A 19,906-nucleotide genomic window follows, 5' to 3' on the forward strand; every position below is an offset into this window, starting at 1 on the left:
ACAAAAAAGTCACATAGTTACAAAAAAGTAACTATGTGACTTAATTTTTATCTACTAAGCTTCATATGGTACGGCCAGTTCGCCTTTTTCATACCAAAACAGTCCCGACGTACTAATCTTATGTTCTTTTAAAATAACCTTAACTTGCTCAACAATACTCGGATCTATTTCTATAGATAAACCACACATATCATAAAGCTCTGGAGGTGTAGCCATCAATTGATGAGGCACATCTAATTCTATTAATACCTTGTCTGCCTTATCTCCAAAATAATAGGATGTAAAGACTATAAGTAATTTTTTATTTTCCAATGCCTCACCTCCTACCAAAGTAGATACGATTAAATGTCTTTCATCTCAATGATTCATTCTAGAAATAAGAAATCTACTTTAAATCAGTAGCTCTAAATCGATATATCAAAATAAAATACTAATATTATAGCTTAACAATATTATCTCCAAGGATTGCATCTGTAATAGCGTACATATTTGTAATACTACCTACGCCAACATTTTCTTTTTCACCATAGAAATCTAGGCAAATGCCACAGGCTGCAATTTCAACACCTGCATCAGCTAGCTTTCTAATATTTTCCAAATGAACAGAATCGTTAGTTACCATCTTAACACTGCTATTAATGAAATAGATCTTAGATGGTTTCACATCGGCTTCTACCATGCACACCCAGAAAGTTTTCATCAAATTTCTACCGAGCTCTTCACTACCTTCACCAAGGTAATCCTTTGTCATCAAAATGACGCGACTTCCATAGTTCATAGGTTCACAACTTACTTCCGTTACCGGATTTGCATTTGGTGTCATAGTAAGATAAAAATCCTTGCCATCTTGGTGAACTGCCACACCATAACCACGAGACTTACCAAACTTCGCTACATTATCGCGGCTCACTTCATTATCTACAATTGTAGTAATAACAACATTTGGATTCGCATCACTTACCTTCTTAGTTTCAATAACAGGTTTTGGACACAAGCTACCGCGCACATCTACCGTTAATTCTTTTGTATTGCTCATCATACACCTCTATATACATCATATAATTTGTGAAAGTATCAGCTATCAGCTATCAGCTATCAGCTAATAATAATTTAATTAAATATCTATCCTCAATAGTATAGACCTGATTTTTATAATTTTATTCTGTAACGCGTACCGCTAAACCACTGAAGCTTTCAACAGTACCCACAATAGCAGCACAGTCAATGCCCGCCTTATAAAAGGCCTGAACAAGCGGCTCACCTTCGCTAGCAGGAACAGAAAATAGTAACCCGCCAGAGGTTTGAGGATCAAATACAATATCCGTCCATACAGGATCCAAGTCCTCATCAACTTGTACTTCAGTTATAGCCTTGCGATTACCATAAGATGCAGCCGGAACTAACCCCATTTGAGCCGCCTCAATGACATCATCAAAAAGAGGGATATCGTAAACTTTAATATGAATCGTCACATTAGAAGCACTCGCCATTTCTACGGAGTGTCCCATGAGGCTAAAGCCCGTAACATCTGTACAAGCATGAACTGTAAAGTTATGTGCCACCTCAGCCGCTGCACGATTTAAAGTACTCATACTAGTAACGGCCTGTTCCGTGCCTACAGGGAATAAATCTGCTTTCAACGCATTATTCATAATACCTGTACCAATGCGTTTTGTTAGCACCAATACATCCCCTACTTGAGCACCTTTATTTTTCCAAATCTGATTTGGATTTACTTGACCAGTCACAGACAGCCCAAAGATAGGTTCCTTATTTTCAATGCTGTGTCCACCTACAATGGCTGCACCAGACTCGGCTACAATCGAACCAGCCCCATTTAACACATCCGTCAAAATACCTTGCTCGACGAGAGGAACCGGAAAGCCTACAATATTCATCGCGGTTAAAGGGGTTCCACCCATAGCATACACATCGCTTAGTGCATTGGCAGCTGCAATTTTACCAAATAAACCAGGATCATTAACCATAGGTGTAAAGAAATCTAAGGTTTGCACCAATGCAAAGGTATCAGAGATTTGATATACACCTGCATCATCAGCACCAGTCATATCTGCGAGAACATGCTCGTTAGTAACGGGTGTTACAGCTTTTAGCACACGGTTCAATATATGAGGCCCAATCTTACACGCACAGCCTCCACTTGTCACATAATCAGTAAGTCGTACCATAATTTCTCCTTACTCATTTTCCGGCAATCGAGAGACGATTTTCTTAACAGCCTTTTCAAATTTAGGGCGCGGCATCAAGAGTTGATGACCACAGCCATTACATACGATGAGAAAGTCTGTGCCAATTCGCTTAACTTCCCACTCGTCACTGCCACAAGGATGTGATTTTTTCATCTTCACTACATCGCCTACGTAATATCTAACAAATGCCATGGCGCCTCCTTTAACTTCTGTCAGTATTTATATATTTATTATACATAAAATAGTTGGTTCTATAAATATATCCTGATTCTATAGTTCAATCGTCTATTATATAACCATAAAATTTTCGCCCTAAATATATAATGTACAGATTTGATATGTCTGCTGTTCTTATAATTAAAACCATAACACAAGAAAAATACTATTATATAATCACCAAAAGATCACAAAAATGTTTAGTTTAATCATTATATTTTATAGGGAAATATTAGTGCATCTAAAGAAATTAACATTAATAACTAAACAATAATGATTTTTTATTTAGTTATCATTCTCAATATCAAAATAGAGATTTTTTATAAATCCCATACTATTCAATCTTTATAAACCCACATTTTTACTGCATTGATAATATTTATCATTTAGAAAATTTTCGAAATAAATTTTACAAAAAGACTTGCATTTCTCATTTAGTATGTTACAATATAGTCAACAATGATTATTCGTTAAGTATACGGATAACACATTGTATATAAAACTGTTAAGACGGCAAGTGCCGAAATACACAAATAAGTAAGTACTATTTTAAGAGTTAGGCAAGTGTCTATTTGATCTAAGAATAAGTTTTCTTACTAAGGCGAAGTCGCCCTCGAAATTGATAGAATAAGTATTCTATTCCATTGCATTCACAACCAAGTGGTTATGAATATATACGTTAAGTAACAATTTTGAAAATTATCGTAAGTACAAAGGAGTATTAAAATGGCAGAATTAAAAGGTTCTAACACTGAAAAAAATCTTCAAGCAGCATTTGCTGGCGAATCCCAAGCATTCCAAAAATATACATTCTACGCTAGTGCAGCTCGTAAAGCTGGCATGAACGAAATCGCTGACTATTTCGAAGAAACAGCTCACAACGAATCTGCACATGCTAAATTGTGGTTCAAAGCTCTTCATGGTGGCGATATTTCCGCTGATATCGAAGCTAACCTTCGCGATGCAGCAGCTGGTGAAAACTACGAACATACTACAATGTACAAAGAATTCGCTGACGAAGCTGAAAAAGAAGGCTTTGCTAAAATCGCTTTCCAAATGCGCGAAGTTGGTAAAATCGAAGCTCGTCATGAAGCTCGTTACCTTGCATTAGCAGCTCAAGTATCCGGTAACAAAGTATTCCACAATGACGAACCAGTAGCTTGGATCTGTGCTAACTGTGGTTACGTACACGTTGGTGAAGAAGCTCCAAAAATTTGCCCTGTATGTGCACATCCACAAGCTTTCTTCCACCGTTTCGTTGAATCCATCTAATCTGTAAGTACGACACTAACTAGATTAATAACCTGTAAGTACAGATTTTAATAAAACTATACCTGTAAGTATAATCTAAACTTACAGTAAGTACTGACAACTTCCTTAACAAAAAGACGATGACATTTGTCATCGTCTTTTTTTGCATTCTTTTGTTAGATTTTTATTTTGTCTACTATATTTTATTCTATTCACTATAATATGTTTTTTATTTCCTTTGTATAGTGCTTATTATTTACTATTGAGTTATAAAAACATATCACTTAATATTATCTACTAAATTTTTAAATTCTTCTGCTGCTTCATATGGATTATCTGCATGAGCAATAGCAGATATTACGGCTACTCCACTGGCACCAGCTTGCAAAACAGGCGTTGCGTTATCTAAGGTAATACCCCCAATACCAACGCACGGTAATGTTAGACCTTCTGCTCGTAACTCAGTAATACGATCTGGTCCGCATGGCTCTTGAGCATCAGGTTTGCTACTTGTGGCATACATAGGACCTACACCGACACAATCTGCATACACTACATCAGTCTTATGAAGTTCCTCCACAGAATGAATGGATATACCAACAACCTTATTTCCTACAAGATTACGAACGTCTTCTAAACGCATATCCTCTTGTCCTACGTGAACACCATCAGCATTAACAGCCACTGCTAAATTTACATCGTCATTAATAATATAAAGCACATTATACATAGCACAAATTTCTTTTAACTGCTGAGCTAATTCTAGTTTCTGTTGCCCTTCTAATGTTCCTGTGCCCTTCTCTCTAAACTGAAAGCATGTCACGCCACCCCGACAAGCAGCTTCAACAGTTTCCAATAAATGTCTTTCATTAAATCCTACATCCTGTGTACCACTAATAAAATATACCTTTAATTGATCGGGTACAACTACGGGCCGTATTCTATTTCCAGATAAAAGCATCGCATCATCGAATTCATATAAGGCATCCATAAATGCCACACTAAAGCTGCCAGGTTTTACACCGCTCACCTTAACCGCACTTTCACCAGCAAGTCCATAGTAAGCCAGTGCATACGCAAGAAACTCACCGATAGACATGTTATGCATGAATGGATAATAGGAACTAAAGAATGCAGCTAAGACAGCCCCTAATAGACAGCCGGTCCCTGTTACCGCTGTCATGATTGGATGACCATGAGGAACTGCAAATACACGAGTTCCATCAGAAACGTAGTCCTCTTCGCCCGTTGCGACAACAGGACAATTAATTTGGCGTGCAAGACGATACGTTATAATTGCGCTATCCTCAACTTGTGCCCCATCTACGCCCTTACCAGAGAGAGAACTGTCAATCTTATGATTTGTATTAAGAGCATCATAGATGGCTTTAATTTCACTTTGGTTCCCTCGTAGCAACGAAATAGCACCGGTTTTAATCAAGTCTAAAACAACAGATAATCGATAAGCTCCGGCGTGACAGCCCACAGGGTCTAGCACAATAGGTACCTCATGAGCCTTCGCTAATTTAATAGCCTCTTTGTAATAGGTAACCTTATCTGGTGTAACTGTCCCAATATTAATGAGTAGAGCCGCAGCATGAACGATAAGATCTTTTAAATCTTCGCTACACTCACTCATTACGGGTGATGCACCGATGGCTAGTAAACCATTAGCCGTAAAGGTCCGCACCACATCATTGGTAATACAAATAACAAGAGGATTTTTTTTGCGTAGAGTCTCTAATATATTCAGTTCGGGCCAATTTGAACCATTTATATTTGGATTGTTGTAGATCATATAACTATCTCCTCTAGTCATTTTTCAAAAGTTCATCCATCGTTTGAGGGCCATTTACCAATAAACCATAAGCCATATGATTAACAGGTCCACAGCCATGACCAAGTGCAGGGTTATGTTTAATAGCTAGAGCGATATAGTCCTTTGCAATACCAATAGCATCCATTACATCACGTCCTTTAGCGAGCTCTGCCGTAATAACTGCTGAGAAGGTACAGCCCGTACCGTGAGTATGAACAGTATCATATTTAGGACTCGTCCACGTACGCACATCTCCATCTTTGGTGAAAGCATAATCCGTAGCATCATCTCCAATATGGCCGCCTTTTATAATAACCACTCGAGGTCCTAATTCATGTAAAATACGCTTAGCTGCTATTGTGATGTCACTTTCACAAGAGATAGACATGTCTGCTAACACCTCTGCCTCGCTACGATTAGGTGTAATGACTGTGGCGACCGGAATGAGTTTAGATTTTAAGAAATCGACGGCCTCATCCGATACAAGTCGATCACCGCTAGTGGCAATCATAACTGGATCCATCACATAAGGGATGTTCTTACTCACATACGGATAGATGAGATCCATCATCTCTGGTAAAGCAATCATGCCTGTCTTAACGGCTTGAGGAAGAATATCTGAATATACATCGTGTAACTGTTTTTCTATGCTTTCTAGCGATAAGTGTTCTACGTGGTGAACCCCTGTTGTATTTTGGGCTACTACGGAGGTAACCACTGCCATACCATATACATGGCGGCTTTGGAATGATTTTAGATCGGCCATAATGCCAGCGCCACCACTAGGGTCAGTACCGGCAATTGTCAATGCAGTATGTAATTTCATTATGCCTCCTTGTGTAGCAGATTACGTCGAGATAAGATTTGTAATACCACGAAACCAATACAGGCGCCTCCAATAGAACTCATGGAGAAGGATGTAATCAAGGTCAACAAGGCCAATGGTTTGCCTAATAGGAAATGAGCAATCGGATAGCTCACAAGAGCACCAATAATCCCTGTACCGATGATTTCTCCTAGAGCCGCCGCCCATATGGCATTGTACTTCTTATATAGATACGCAGATAACCAAGCGCCAATCATACTGCCTGGAAAGGCTAAGGGAGAACCTAGCGCTAGTACATTACGTAAACAAGAGGTACTAAAGGCTGCGCCTACAGAGAATCTCGCCCCAACTATAACGGCTAAGATCACATTTATCATATGTTGAAATGGAAAAATTCGGGCCGGGCCAATGGGAATCGACGTAGTTGATAAGACGACACCTAAGGCTACACATATACTAGCAATAATCAGTTTTTTCATAATACCTCCAACTAAATAAAAATGAGACCACCTCAAATGGAATGGTCTCGTAATAATTTAGTATTATGTTTCACTCCACTTCCCTACGCCAGTATTATCTGGATCAGGTCTAGGGTTTTGAATGGTCAATCTCAGCAAAAGCACCCCTAGTGGCAATATATATTTATACTCTAGTTATAACATCATTATACAATCTATGCAACAAAAGAATTGACGGTTCCCGCACCACCTCGTATAATGAAACCATAATGGGGTGCTCACAAGAGTGGGCTGAGAGTAAGCTAATGCTTTAACCCATAACCTGATTTGGATAATGCCAACGTAGGGAACATAGAGGATTAATAGCCGAGTTCCTGTGAGCTCGGCTTTTTCTATGACTTCCTGGCAAGGAGGACGTATGAAAGATACACACATTACACAATCACAGTTTGCCATGATATGGTTCGGTGCCGCCCTATCTATAGCAGAGATCATGACCGGTACCTATCTGGCACCCTTAGGCCTCACCCAAGGACTATATGCCATCATCTTAGGCCATATCATCGGCGGTATTCTGCTCTTTGGAGCTGGCCTCATCGGTGGCCGCTTGCGGCAAGGCAGTATGAACACGACAGCCTTTAGCTTTGGCCCACTAGGGGCAAAGGGCTTTGCCTTTTTAAATATGATCCAACTCATCGGTTGGACTAGTATCATGATTTACGATGCCATGCTTGCCTTACAAGAACTGGCGCCTCTATCTCCTATGATTTGGACTATTGCTATTGGGGCGCTCGTCATTTTATGGCTCTTCATCGGTCTTCACAATACAGGCTATATTCAAGCCATCGTATCTGTTTTATTACTAGGCCTCACACTCTACATGGGAGTTCACATGATTTCTCAATGGCCTAGTGACAGTAGCCTCATGACTAACGGCAATATGAGCTTTATAGCAGCCCTTGAGCTATCAATCGCTATGCCCTTATCTTGGCTACCTCTCATCAGTGATTATACCCGTGAAAGTAACAATCCTTTCTCCGCATCACTAACAAGTGCTACCATCTACACCGTAACGAGCGTCGCCATGTACACCTTAGGTCTTAGCGCGGCGATCTTCGGCGGTGGGGACTCTATCATTACTATTATGATGAACGCAGGCCTTGGTCTTACAGGGCTCATCGTCATCATCTTCTCAACAGTAACTACGACCTTTATGGACGCTTACTCAGCTGGTGTATCTAGTACGACCATCTATAATGGAGCATCTAGCAAAGGTGTAGCTGCTATCATAACCATTGTCGGCAGCATTGCAGCTATCCTATATCCGATGGACGATATTACAGAATTCCTATATCTCATCGGATCCGTCTTTGCTCCAATGATTGCCATCTTGTTGGCAGACTATTTTGTCAATCGCCAACCAGTCAAAAGTTTGTCCGCCTATCTCCTACGAGGTCTAATCTGGGCTGTATCCGTTGGCTTATATCACTATATGTTACATAGTGAAAGTACAATAGGTGCTACGCTTCCATCCTTTGTTATGGCATTCATCGTAACCGTTATCGTAGGCTGTATAAGCAAAACAGCTAATTCAACTATAGAAAGTAAACTATAATAGAAAGAACCTCCTTCATTACTTATGAAGGAGGTTCTTTTATATTAAATAAAACTTGAGCATATTACAATAAACGTTAATATCTATATTCCTAAAGTATAACTCCTAAAAATAAACCATGGTTATTTAGAAATCACAATGAGCCCGTCTTCACAGGTCCAATGTCTATCTCCTACAGCTTCTACTTCGCTTTCATCATGGGTAACCCATACACATGGCACATCCCATTCGCGAATAATGGAAACAAGATCCTCTCGAACATGCTTACGTAAATTCCAATCTAGTGCAGATAATGGTTCATCAAGAAGCAAGATGGTTGGTTTAGAGTAAAGAGCACGCCCCAATGCAACGCGTTGCTGCTCACCGCCAGATAAGCTACCTGCTTTCGTTTTACGATATTTCTCAAGGCCTAAACGTTTTAATAAGCTATCACACATCTCTGGCGTGCCTCGTTTACTATAGGTAATATTATGTTCCACCGATAAATGTGGAAATACGATATTACCTTGTGGCATATAGCCAACCTGACGTTCTTGAGCAGGTACCCAGATTTTTTTGTCACGATCAACCCATATAGTTTCATCATGTTGAATGCTACCTGTAGTCGGTTTTACAAGCCCTGCAATACACTTAATAAATGTACTTTTACCACTGCCAGATTGGCCTGTTAACACGGTAATACCAGAAGAAAGTACACCATCAGCTTTCACAGTTACAGAAGGCCTAGCTACAGTAAAGGAAAATGTAATCATCAGACCTCCTAATTATTATCAATGTGGCGGAATAAAGAGCCCTTTGTGATGAGGTGAATCCCGCTCAACAACGCCAATGTAAGAACACATATATATATAACTAATTCAAAGGCATCCATGTACTGCCCTGCCTCTACATAAGAGTAGATAGCAAGTGGCATGGTGCGTGTTACCCGTGGAATATTACCGGCAATCAAAATTGTAGCTCCAAATTCGCCCATAGCACGACAAAATGCTAAAATACTGCCCGTCAAAATGCCTTTCCAAGCGAGTGGTACAGAAATAGTAAAAAAGATACGTAACTCTGAAGCACCCAATGTGCGCGCTACGTCCTCCATATTATGATCGACAGATTGTAATGCAGAACGCACCGTCTGATAAAATAATGGAAACGCAATAACTGAAGATGCTACCACCGCCCCAGATGCGGCAAACACAACGCTCATCCCATGCGCCTCAAGCCATGCGCCAAAGGCATAGCCTGGCGTAAACACCATGAGAAGAGCAAAGCCAACAACAACTGGTGGCAATACAAGCGGCAAGGTAATAAGTGCATCAATAATAGCCATGCCACTCCATTTACAGCGATTCATCCAATAACATGCGGCTAAACCACTTACAATCACTATGATAAGAGCTATACTTGCTACCCATAGCGATAGCCATAATGGACTCATGTCACGCTCCCTTTCTATACACAACAACTCTACAATATGTACTATATCCATTAATTCCAAAATATTTTTAAGCAAATTATATGCCTATAATCATATACTAGATCATAAACTAGATTATGTAACAGTCATCACTACAAATGAGTTAAAAATAGCATACCGTTAGAAATAATGTTATTAATAATACCAATAATGTCTCTATTGTATCATAAGAAAACGCTAGCCCTGAAAGCTAGCGTTTTACTCTTATTTAGAAGTAGAGAAACCGTATTTCTCTAATACTTTTTGGCCTTCTGGGCTCATTACGTATTGGTAGAAGTCTTTTGCCAATGCGTTGTCATATTTTTTGATAATACCGATTGGATAGATAACTGGATCATGGGAGTCAGCCGGTGTTACAGCAGAGATTTCAACTGCATCGCCAGCTGCAATAGCATCAGTTTTGTAGATGAAACCAACATCACCAGCACCTTGACTAATAGAAGCAGTTACAGCTTTAACGTCTTTCGCATACACTACATTAGGTTCTACTTGTTCCCAAACGCCTAATTTTGTTAATACCTGTTTACCATAGTTACCAGCTGGTACTGTTTCAGGATTCCCCAACACGATACGTTTTACGGAGGCGATTTGATTCAATTCAACTTTAGGTTGGCCTTTTGGAACAACAAGAACAAGTTCGTTAGTCACGAATGGTTTTACTTCAGTTACCAAATCCTTTTCTTGTAACATTTTCATATTTTTCTCGTCAGCAGAAATAAACAGACTAGCTGGCGCACCTTGTTCGATTTGTTGACGTAATGTACCAGAGCCAGCAAAGTTAATAGCAATTTGATCATCTGCTAAGTTATGGCTTTTTTTGTATGCATCTGCCAATTCGGTAAGAGCACCTTTAAGACTTGCTGCAGCTTGTACCGTAATCTTTTCAGATGTACTTGGTTTAGCCGACTCAGCTTGTTTACTCGTATCATTACCACAACCCACTAAAAAGGCAAGCATGAAAACGCTCATTAACACTAATAAAATTCGTTTCATAATTCCTCCTGTGTATCCCTTAAAACGCCACACTGTAAAAGCTATGGTAATACCTAGAGACACTTCGTATACTAACAAACTAAAATATACAATATATTCATATTATACTATAAATTGATGGCTAAAGTCGTATATCTAAAATCACATATTGCATAGATATTTCTGATGATTATGATAAGTAATCATAATCAATAATTTTTTAAATCCCAAAAAATACATACTATGGTATGATAATATTATAAAAAATAAGCACATTTCGTAACGCTTGTTCACTTTTAGCTTATATAAAATAACTGTATTTTTGCTATATAGTTATACGATACATTTAAACTATGCCTTTATATTAATGAGAAACTCTAGGTGAGATGATGAATCTATTCGAATTAGTAGGACATATCTTTATGAACTCTATGGTACCTATCCTAGTACTTATAGGGGTAGGATTTGTATTAGATAGAAAATTTAAACTCGATCTATATACGTTGAGTAAACTAAACTTTTATATACTACTGCCTACCTTTATATTTCGAGCGATGTACGAAGCCAAACTTAACTCAGGTACCTTGGAAATTGTATTCTGTGCACTCTGTGTGCTCATACTAAACTCCATCCTTTCAGATGTGATAGGAAAGATGCAAGGTTATGATGTGGCTAAGATTGCAACCCTGAAAAACTGCGTCATGTTCAATAATGTTGGGAACATGGGGGTCGCTCTTGCTATCTTTGTATTTACTAACATTCCTTACGTCATCGATGGTGCTACACCCTATGCTAATCTAGGTTTAGTGAGTGTTGTATCCATCATGATTATCCAAACTATTAGCAGTAATACCTATGGTTTCTACCAAGCGGGAGCAGGACGATTAACCCCTCGGGATGCACTAAAAGTCGTCTTTCACATGCCTATGGTATATGCCATTCCACTGGCACTACTTTGCCACCTACTCCCTTTTGATTTACACGGTCTCTTCTTCTTTGCACCGCTCAATATATTTGCCAATGCCTTCGTTGGCGTCGCTATGATTGCCTTAGGTGTACAGATTAATAGAACACCGCTAAACTTCTTCAAGATGGATGTCATGCTCGCAACGACCTTACGACTCATTGTGAGCCCACTCATAGCCGCCGGTATTACCATACTATTTATAATGTTCTACGGTCCTATGCATCCAATAGCGGCACAAACTATCATTATAACCTATAGCGTACCAACGGCTATTAATATGTCACTCATCGCTATTGAAATGAAAAACAACCCAGAATACGCTACCCAAATCGTTATGGGCACCACTATTCTATCAGCTATAACAATGCCATTATTTGTAACAATTGCTTACTATCTTTTCCCATTATATTAAAATAGATAATTATAGTTATAAAAAATCACTCATAGTCGTATGACTATGAGTGATTTTTTTATGCCTTAGCATTTAGACTTGTTAAACAAGTTACACAAGCAGTAACAATTATAGCACCTATAATCTCATTCAAAGTTAAATTATGATTAAGAACAACAACATCTAAACTTAAAGTAACTATCGGCCCCATTGCACTAATAATGGCTGCAAGAGAGGCATTAATTCTTTTAAGGCCAAAGGACATTAAATAAGATGGAATTATGGAGCAAAAAACGGCCAAAAGAGCTAAATAAATTATAGTATAAGTTTGAAGATCTGAAAACGTAGTAAAGGTTGCACCATTAATTATAGCTCCAAAAAATAAAATTACTGTAGTTATGCACATATATGTACTAGTAAAAATAGTAGGACTAATGTTTGAAACAGCTCTTTTACTATAAATAATAAATAACGCCCAAAAGACTGCAGAAAGTAAAACTAGTGAAATACCTATTAGAGTATCCGTAAGGTAGTTATCAACGGTAGGATTAAACATAATTGCTAACCCTAACACAGTAGATACAATTAAAACTACTTTTGAAACTGTAATGCGTGATAAATCTGATGATAACAGAAAAACGTAAATTGGAAATGTAAATAAAACGGCACGTTCTAATGAGGCAGATATATATAATAATCCTATAAAGTCAGCTATAGATGAAGTTAAATAAAGAACTGCTCCCCCAAAAGAGTATTTAAAAACATTACTTTTATTCACACTATTCCAATCAAAACGAATCATTGGTATAAGAAAAAAAGGCAATGATAAAACAGCTCTACACACAAGAACATTCAAGGGGCTCAATGAATCTAAATAAATAAGTTTTGCCCATATAGATTTTGTTGATAAGAATACAGTCGCTAAAAATACCACTAATATTCCTATATTTTTCATTAATAGATTCACTTTATATACTTCTCCATAACCAGATACAACTCAGATTAAATATAAAAACACATTTCCTCCTAAATAGGACGAAATGTGTTCATGATACTAAAATGTAATTATTGATGAGCTACGTGTTCCATCCCCATGCGAACTAAACATTCAACATGATCATCGTTTAGAGAATAGTATGCTGTTTTCCCATCTTTACGATATGTAACAAGGCGTGCTTGACGCAATACACGCAATTGATGAGAAATAGCAGATTGTCCCATCTCCATGGTTTCTGCAATGTGATTAACACACATTTCATTTTCTAGTAATAGCTCTACTATTTTAAGGCGTGTAGGATCACCCAAGATTTTAAACAGTTCTGCTAGCTTCAGCAATGATTCTTGTTTGTCGGTCATATAATCCCCCTTTTTCAATCCTATCCATTCTTTTTTGTAGCTCTTCTGTGTCACTAATCGATACGTCTTAACGTATAACGCCAATATGTATGGCATACATATAAACATTATATCATTTTTAACATAAAAAAGAGACTTTGAGAAACCAAAGTCTCTTTTTTTATCATATCTATATAAGATATAAATTATTTAATGATTAATACAGGGCAAGTGGAGTGGCTAGTTACATAGCTACTTACGCTACCCATGAATAAGCCTTTCAAAGGGCCAAGACCACGGCTACCCATTACGATGAGATCAGCATTGTATTTTTTTGCCACTGCAAGTAGTGCAGGACCAGGGGAGCCAACTTCGAAAACACTTTTAACTTTTACGCCTGCAGGAATTTCTTTCACTACATCATTAAGAATTTCCTTACCAGTTTCTTCCATATCCTCAGCAATTTGCTCAGATACGTATCCACCAGAAATTGGTGTTTGATCAAAATTGGAAATAGCAGACACAATATTTGCAACGTGAACAACAATCAATTCAGCTTGGTTGCGATCCGCTACAGCGAGAGCATGTTCCAACGCACGTTTAGCATTTTCAGAACCATCAGTAGGTACGACAATAGTTTTGTAGGTAACCATAATAACCCCTCCTATTCCTAATCCCTCAAAGGGGATATGATCAAATATCGTTTAGCCTATACTAATATATTCTAGACCATCAAGGAAAACTCCTCTTTTTTCTGAGGATTTATTACATTATAGCACAAATCATACAGAATTATACAAATAAAAGAATATTATGTGTATATTAAAGAACTTGAGACGATTGGTTTGTATTGAGTGTAGTAGTCAATTTAAAGCCATCTAATATATCTATAAGTTCCTGAGTAGCAAGATTACTACCGGATGGACCAATCATTCGAGCTACTGCTACATTACCTTCATTGCCAAGAATAATTGTTGCGCCAAAGGATACTGGTTCCGCTACAGATGTATCAGACGTATTTGGATTTTTCATATGGCCCGCCAAATAGAACATCACATTACCGTCAATGATATGCGTTTCATAACGAGTAATCGTAGCCTTGTTCACATCAACCAATTGTTTAAGATAATAGTCACCAAGCATCTGCTTAGCCATCATAGTTGGCATGCCGGAGCTAACAGCTTGTACTGGGATTGTGAAGGACTCAATGTCGAGGCGTACATTATGTTTAGTGAAAGCAATCTTACCCTTTTCATTAAGACGGGTAAAGCCTTTCGGATAGGTAAATTTGATACCTTCTGCAACACTGATATCGCTTGTGCCGGTTAGTATTTTTTTAACCCCTTTAATAGCATTAGAACCACGCTTATTGATTAGTTCAAAGGATGGAATGGTATGCTCCATCAAACCTAGCTCCATAAACTCCGCACGAACAGGAGCATAGGTACTAGACAAATTGTACCGATGAGTTGGATCTTTCTCCATAATAAACTCGGCTTCAAATACAGACTGAACCGGCTCTGTAGATGTCATGTCCGCATAAGATTTTGGTGTACTCTTATCCCAGCGTGCGGAAACTGCACCTTTCTTAGTAAAGAACCCACCAACAATATCGTTATGCTCAAAGTTATTGCTATGTTGGCGCCAAATATTCAAATACTCCTCATTAGACATGCCCTTAATAGGTACACCATACCAAGTTGTATTCCATTCTTTTTGAGATACTCCTTCTTGCGGTGTATTATTGCGCTTAGTAAAAGATACTGTATAGGAATCCTCTTGCGTAGGACCCGCTAAATTAAAGGAATACCCTTGAATATGTTCGCTTTCACTACGCACATCCATATCTATCATAACACCATCAGCTACACGCCAAGGAATCGAGAACATATAACCATTTTTGTAATCCTTTACCACCGTGTTCATCTTAGTAGCATAGGATTTGTATTGTTCTGGCAAAATAGATGCGGAATCCTTCTGAGATTCCACAATAGATAAAGGTGTATCAGGCGTCTTCTGTAAACCTTCCGCCATAATAGAAGTCGTTCCCAAAGCTATAACAGCTAAGGTTGCCGCAAATAAACGTAACTTCATAGAACCTCCTATAACATATTATCCAAAAACGCTTTCGTTCTTTCGTTCTGCGGATGATTAAAAATTTGTTCTGGTGTTCCTTCTTCTTGGATAACACCATCAGCCATAAAGATAACACGATCCGATACTTCTCGAGCAAAGTTCATTTCATGGGTTACGATAATCATCGTCATGTGATCGTCCGCCAATTGTTTAATCGTCTTAAGAACCTCACCAGTAAGCTCTGGATCGAGAGCAGATGTAGGTTCATCAAAAAGCATAATTTCAGGATTCATCGCTAACGCACGAGCAATAGCTACACGCTGTTGCTGACCACCAGACAAGCGAGATGGATACATATTACGTTTTTCCCATAGCCCTACTTTATTGAGTAGTTGCTCCGCAATCGGTGAGATTTCATCATCTTTCATACCTTTTACCATACGTGGAGCAATCATAATATTATCTAATACCGTCATATGTGGAAACAAGTTAAAAGATTGAAATACCATCCCCATACGAAGCAATAATTCATGCTGAGTTTGAGGAGAAGCGTATTTTACAACCCCATTTTCAGTACTAGCAAGAACCGTACCATCAACTGTAATAGAGCCTCCATCAATCGTTTCTAACTGGCCCAAGCAGCGTAAAAATGTGGATTTACCTGAACCAGAAGGTCCAATAATAGAAACGATTTCTCCTCTATTCATTTTAAGCGACACATCGCGCAATACTGATTGATTATTAAAGCGTTTTTCAATACGCTCCATATTTACAAATGTCATAAGTACCTCTTACGTCGTCATATTAAGTATATAACTAGCACCTCAAGTAAAGATATCTCATCTACAAAATCGCATCTATAGACATCAAATAAAAGTATCTCACCTATAAAACTAGCTATATCATTACATACGACAAACTATCATAGAATTAGATTAATCTTCGTATACGGCAAATCTTCGTTCTAAGTAGTTGAAGATATTCGTTAAAATAAAGGTAAAGATCAAGTAGAATAATGCTGCCACGAGGAATGCAGAAATATCAAAGTCACGTTGTACGATAGATTTTGTAATACGCAAGATATCATTCATCGCCAATACATACACGAGAGATGTATCTTTCAATAAATTAATCGTCTCATTCGCAAGAGGAGGCAATACACGTTTAAACATTTGTGGCAAGATGATCTTACGCATAGTTTGTGCATAGGTAAAACCAAGCACCTTCGCCCCTTCGTACTGACCTCGAGAGATAGATTGAATCCCCCCACGGAAAATCTCACATAAATAAGCTGCGTAGTTTAATACGAAGGTAAGAACTGCAGCTGTGGCATCATCCATTTGAATAGCACCGTCTGTGATGATTGGTAATGCATAATAGACGAATAAAATTTGTAACATCAACGGTGTGCCGCGCATTAAATATACGAACGCATCAACAAGCTTATCTACTAAAGGCAATTTAGATAGGCGTAACATAGCCATTAAAATGCCACCAGGAATAGATAAAATCCATACAATACAGAAAAGCGATACGGTTACCTTTAAACCATCAGCGATGGTTGGGATAATCTGCAATAAATAATCTAACATGAAAGACTCCTTCAAAACACGACTAGAGAAGGGCCATCTGGCCGCTTCTCTAGTGTACATTTCGTTCTTTAATTATCAGTTGTACCTACTGACCATAGTACTATTAGTATATCACGAATTGTACTATTTAGCATCGCTCTTATCTAAGTCTGCGCCTGAGCCTAACCATTTTTCAGCAATTTTATCAGCAGTACCGTCTTTTTTCATTTCAGCTAAGATACCATTAATTTTGTCACGCAAAGCAGTATCATCTTTACGGAAGCCAACAGCGAAATTATCAACACCGTAGTCAGTACCTTCTACGATTTTGTATTTACCAGGTTCTTTTGTCATAAGATAACGAGCGATTACACCGTCAGCAATAACCGCATCAACACGACCAATACCAAGATCCATGAAGGCACTTACAAAATCCGCATAGGATTTTGTTTCTTTAACAGTCTTACCGCTTGGGTCGTTTTGCAATGCTGCTTCACCAGTACTAGCTTGTTGCACGCCTACTACCTTACCAGCTAAATCGGCTTTACCTTTAATGGAGTCATCGTCATTACGAACAATGACGTATTGTTTATCCTTCATATATGTATTGGAGAACAAAATATTCTTCTCCCGCTCAGGAGAGACTGTTAAACCATTCCACAAAGCATCAATTTTTTTAGATTTTAGTTCCGCTTCTTTACTAGACCAGTCGATAGCTTTGAACTCTACATCCATGCCAGCACGTTTAGCTGCTTCTTTAGCCATGTCGATATCAAAGCCAACGATTTCTCCTTTTTCATCTTTAAAGCCCATTGGAGGGAAACTATCATCTAAACCGATAACAACTTTCTTAGGCAATTCTGTATTAGCTTTTTTAGCGTCACCACCACAACCTGTTACAAATGCCATCATAGACACGGCTGCAAGGCCAACGGCCATCATCTTTTTCCAATTCATAACTATCCTCCACGGCGATTATCGCCCATTTACTACTTAATAATATGTTCAATACAGATTTAGATTCCGTACTTAATGATTGTATTATACTTTAGTTCATTAAAGTTGTAAATAGTTAATTCGATGAATTTTGCATTTTTTATTTTACAGACTCTCCACATATATAGTTTATGATTCTAGATTCATTTGCTTTATGTTTCTGTAGTCCTATATTTATATTTCTGTATGCCTATATTATATGACGCTTCGTACTTACACTTTATGACTGCGTATGTTTATGGATAGCCTCAATCATCGCCATTTTATCCTTATACGCCACCTGATGCAGATCAAGTGGTATCACATAAATCCCACCATGACCATTCATCGCTTGCAACTCACGCCATTCCTCAGTGAATCCAATAATATGCTCATAATCAACAAAGACAAAATATTCATCCCCATAGAATAAACTGTGAAAGTATTCTTTCACAGAAAAGGGCCTACGTTTTAACACGAGGCCCTTTTCACAGATAAAAGCTTGACTTTCACCTAATCTATGAAGGGTCCATAATATCACGAGCAACAACAGATAATACCATACACGTTCCGCCCAGTCTGAGGGCATATATTTTACAATCAACGCACACGCAACTAGACCGATGATGCGACCGGTCCACTGTATACCGCGATGTATTTCTAAGCTCTGTTGTACGGCACCTGATGAAAAGCGTTCCATCGCCTCTTGTTTCGTCATGGTTTACCTCACAAATTGAAAGTCTACTATATGATTTTATTTACGGCACAAGCCCATAGCTTGTTCTACCTTACGGTACATTGCACTTGCTTTAGCATGCGCCTTAGCAGCCCCTTCATCAAGGATTACATCCAGTTCAGGGCTTGTAATCAATTCATTGTAACGTTGTTGAATTGGTTCAAGGGTTGCTACTAATAGATCGGCAATATCGGATTTAAATACACCATAACCTTTGCCTGCGTACATTTCTTCGATAGCTTCATAGCTGTCTTTTGTGATAGCACGGTAAATGCCCATCAAGTTAGAAATGCCAGGTTTATTTTCTTTATCATAGCGAACCGCATTATCAGAATCAGTTTGAGCTCGTTTCAACTTTTTCACGATTAAATCTGGTGCATCCAAAAGACGGATTGTAGCATTTTGGTTATCATCAGATTTACTCATTTTCTTAGTTGGCTCTTGTAAGCTCATAACGCGAGCACCGCCTTCGCCTATCTTAATATCAGGTACTACGAAAGTTTCACCAAATCTACGGTTAAAACGCTCTGCTAAATTACGAGTCAACTCAAGATGTTGCTTTTGGTCTTCACCTACAGGAACATAATTCGTACCATATAGCAAAATATCTGCCGCCATCAACGGTGGATACGTAAGCAATGCAGTTGGAATAGAATCTCCTTGCTTTTGAGACTTATCCTTGTACTGAGTCATACGCTCTAATTCGCCAACATAGCTAATAGATTGCATAACCCAACCGAGCTTAACATGCTCAGGTACTTCGGATTGAACAAACAATGTTACCTTTTTAGGATCAAGGCCAACCGCAAGGTACAACGCAGCCAAATTACGAGTGTTTTGAAATAATTCTTTTGGATCTTGCGGTACCGTAATCGCATGTTGGTTAACGATACAATAGTAACATTCATCAGTATCTTGATAGTCTAAGAAATTACGTAAAGCCCCCAAATAGTTACCAAGTGTTAACTCCCCACTTGGTTGGATGCCGGAAAATATAACTGCCATAATAGTCTCCCTATA

The 19,906-nt window shown here is 38.4% G+C and carries 22 protein-coding genes and 2 riboswitches; of the genes, 3 read left to right on the plus strand and 19 right to left on the minus strand.

All coding sequences use genetic code 11. The annotated features are described in order from the left end of the window. Window positions 1-54: 54 nt before the first annotated feature. From ACMKPP_RS03225 to ACMKPP_RS03240, 4 genes are all read right to left on the minus strand, one after another. Entirely contained in the window at window positions 55-312 is a 258-nt protein-coding gene (locus ACMKPP_RS03225) for a putative Se/S carrier protein (RefSeq protein WP_008602895.1), read from the minus strand. Between the two features lie 124 nt (window positions 313-436). Further along, window positions 437-1,036 (minus strand): sulfurtransferase-like selenium metabolism protein YedF, encoded by a 600-nt coding sequence (yedF, locus tag ACMKPP_RS03230; protein ID WP_039965367.1) that lies wholly within the window; start codon window positions 1,034-1,036, stop codon window positions 437-439. Window positions 1,037-1,157: 121 nt separating this feature from the next. Then, window positions 1,158-2,189 carry a selenide, water dikinase SelD gene (gene selD, locus ACMKPP_RS03235; RefSeq protein ID WP_008602898.1) on the minus strand — a complete coding sequence of 344 codons (1,032 nt, stop codon included), beginning with the start codon at window positions 2,187-2,189 and terminating at the stop codon, window positions 1,158-1,160. A 9-nt stretch (window positions 2,190-2,198) separates the two neighbouring features. Further along, entirely contained in the window at window positions 2,199-2,402 is a 204-nt protein-coding gene (locus ACMKPP_RS03240) for a DUF951 domain-containing protein (RefSeq protein ID WP_004693828.1), read from the minus strand. Between the two features lie 750 nt (window positions 2,403-3,152). On the opposite strand from ACMKPP_RS03240, the gene rbr reads away from it, so the two are divergent. Further along, window positions 3,153-3,698 (plus strand): rubrerythrin, encoded by a 546-nt coding sequence (gene rbr, locus ACMKPP_RS03245; protein ID WP_008602900.1) that lies wholly within the window; start codon window positions 3,153-3,155, stop codon window positions 3,696-3,698. Between the two features lie 259 nt (window positions 3,699-3,957). Here rbr and thiM read toward each other — a convergent pair whose 3' ends face one another. Genes thiM through thiW form a run of 3 tightly spaced genes read right to left on the minus strand, consistent with a single transcriptional unit; the run spans window position 3,958 to window position 6,801 of the window. Beyond that, window positions 3,958-5,475 (minus strand): hydroxyethylthiazole kinase, encoded by a 1,518-nt coding sequence (thiM, locus tag ACMKPP_RS03250; protein WP_008602902.1) that lies wholly within the window; start codon window positions 5,473-5,475, stop codon window positions 3,958-3,960. A gap of 13 nt (window positions 5,476-5,488) precedes the next feature. Next, window positions 5,489-6,322 (minus strand): bifunctional hydroxymethylpyrimidine kinase/phosphomethylpyrimidine kinase, encoded by an 834-nt coding sequence (gene thiD / locus ACMKPP_RS03255; RefSeq protein ID WP_008602904.1) that lies wholly within the window; start codon window positions 6,320-6,322, stop codon window positions 5,489-5,491. Further along, window positions 6,322-6,801: an energy coupling factor transporter S component ThiW gene (thiW, locus tag ACMKPP_RS03260; protein ID WP_039965368.1), complete on the minus strand. Its 480-nt coding sequence runs from the start codon at window positions 6,799-6,801 to the stop codon at window positions 6,322-6,324. The genes thiD and thiW overlap by 1 nt, the downstream gene beginning before the upstream one ends. A 63-nt stretch (window positions 6,802-6,864) precedes the next feature. Beyond that, window positions 6,865-6,959: riboswitch (TPP riboswitch) on the minus strand. 81 nt (window positions 6,960-7,040) lie between these two features. Further along, window positions 7,041-7,146: riboswitch (TPP riboswitch) on the plus strand. A gap of 52 nt (window positions 7,147-7,198) precedes the next feature. On the opposite strand from thiW, the gene cytX reads away from it, so the two are divergent. Next, window positions 7,199-8,395 (plus strand): putative hydroxymethylpyrimidine transporter CytX, encoded by a 1,197-nt coding sequence (gene cytX, locus ACMKPP_RS03265; RefSeq protein ID WP_008602909.1) that lies wholly within the window; start codon window positions 7,199-7,201, stop codon window positions 8,393-8,395. A 122-nt stretch (window positions 8,396-8,517) separates the two neighbouring features. Here cytX and ACMKPP_RS03270 read toward each other — a convergent pair whose 3' ends face one another. The 3 genes from ACMKPP_RS03270 to modA form a co-directional block, all read right to left on the minus strand. After that, window positions 8,518-9,147, minus strand: coding sequence for an ATP-binding cassette domain-containing protein (locus ACMKPP_RS03270; protein ID WP_008602911.1), 630 nt, complete (start codon window positions 9,145-9,147; stop codon window positions 8,518-8,520). 8 nt (window positions 9,148-9,155) lie between these two features. Further along, window positions 9,156-9,824, minus strand: a complete 669-nt coding sequence (gene modB / locus ACMKPP_RS03275; protein WP_039965370.1) for a molybdate ABC transporter permease subunit — start codon at window positions 9,822-9,824, stop codon at window positions 9,156-9,158. 243 nt (window positions 9,825-10,067) lie between these two features. Further along, on the minus strand, window positions 10,068-10,856 hold the full coding sequence (gene modA / locus ACMKPP_RS03280) for a molybdate ABC transporter substrate-binding protein (RefSeq protein WP_008602914.1): 789 nt from the start codon (window positions 10,854-10,856) through the stop codon (window positions 10,068-10,070). 368 nt (window positions 10,857-11,224) lie between these two features. On the opposite strand from modA, the gene ACMKPP_RS03285 reads away from it, so the two are divergent. After that, window positions 11,225-12,214 (plus strand): AEC family transporter, encoded by a 990-nt coding sequence (locus tag ACMKPP_RS03285; RefSeq protein ID WP_008602915.1) that lies wholly within the window; start codon window positions 11,225-11,227, stop codon window positions 12,212-12,214. A gap of 58 nt (window positions 12,215-12,272) precedes the next feature. Here ACMKPP_RS03285 and ACMKPP_RS03290 read toward each other — a convergent pair whose 3' ends face one another. The 9 genes from ACMKPP_RS03290 to trpS form a co-directional block, all read right to left on the minus strand. Then, on the minus strand, window positions 12,273-13,160 hold the full coding sequence (locus ACMKPP_RS03290) for a DMT family transporter (protein WP_418369291.1): 888 nt from the start codon (window positions 13,158-13,160) through the stop codon (window positions 12,273-12,275). Window positions 13,161-13,258: 98 nt separating this feature from the next. Beyond that, entirely contained in the window at window positions 13,259-13,549 is a 291-nt protein-coding gene (locus tag ACMKPP_RS03295) for an ArsR/SmtB family transcription factor (RefSeq protein WP_004693850.1), read from the minus strand. 185 nt (window positions 13,550-13,734) lie between these two features. Continuing rightward, a complete protein-coding gene (locus ACMKPP_RS03300) occupies window positions 13,735-14,181 on the minus strand; it encodes a universal stress protein (protein WP_004693853.1) in 447 nt (148 codons plus the stop codon). A gap of 169 nt (window positions 14,182-14,350) precedes the next feature. Beyond that, window positions 14,351-15,622: a hypothetical protein gene (locus ACMKPP_RS03305; protein ID WP_008602918.1), complete on the minus strand. Its 1,272-nt coding sequence runs from the start codon at window positions 15,620-15,622 to the stop codon at window positions 14,351-14,353. Window positions 15,623-15,630: 8 nt separating this feature from the next. Beyond that, window positions 15,631-16,386, minus strand: coding sequence for an amino acid ABC transporter ATP-binding protein (locus tag ACMKPP_RS03310; protein WP_004693856.1), 756 nt, complete (start codon window positions 16,384-16,386; stop codon window positions 15,631-15,633). Between the two features lie 153 nt (window positions 16,387-16,539). Then, window positions 16,540-17,196: an amino acid ABC transporter permease gene (locus ACMKPP_RS03315; protein ID WP_004693858.1), complete on the minus strand. Its 657-nt coding sequence runs from the start codon at window positions 17,194-17,196 to the stop codon at window positions 16,540-16,542. A gap of 123 nt (window positions 17,197-17,319) precedes the next feature. After that, window positions 17,320-18,132 carry an amino acid ABC transporter substrate-binding protein gene (locus tag ACMKPP_RS03320; RefSeq protein ID WP_004693860.1) on the minus strand — a complete coding sequence of 271 codons (813 nt, stop codon included), beginning with the start codon at window positions 18,130-18,132 and terminating at the stop codon, window positions 17,320-17,322. Between the two features lie 259 nt (window positions 18,133-18,391). Beyond that, window positions 18,392-18,868 carry a hypothetical protein gene (locus ACMKPP_RS03325; RefSeq protein ID WP_008602920.1) on the minus strand — a complete coding sequence of 159 codons (477 nt, stop codon included), beginning with the start codon at window positions 18,866-18,868 and terminating at the stop codon, window positions 18,392-18,394. A gap of 36 nt (window positions 18,869-18,904) precedes the next feature. After that, complete coding sequence (trpS, locus tag ACMKPP_RS03330; RefSeq protein WP_008602921.1) at window positions 18,905-19,891, minus strand: tryptophan--tRNA ligase; 987 nt, start codon at window positions 19,889-19,891, stop codon at window positions 18,905-18,907. Between the last annotated feature and the right edge of the window lie 15 nt (window positions 19,892-19,906).

It is taken from the genome of Veillonella parvula (genome assembly GCF_048309325.1).
Classification (GTDB): domain Bacteria; phylum Bacillota; class Negativicutes; order Veillonellales; family Veillonellaceae; genus Veillonella; species Veillonella parvula_T.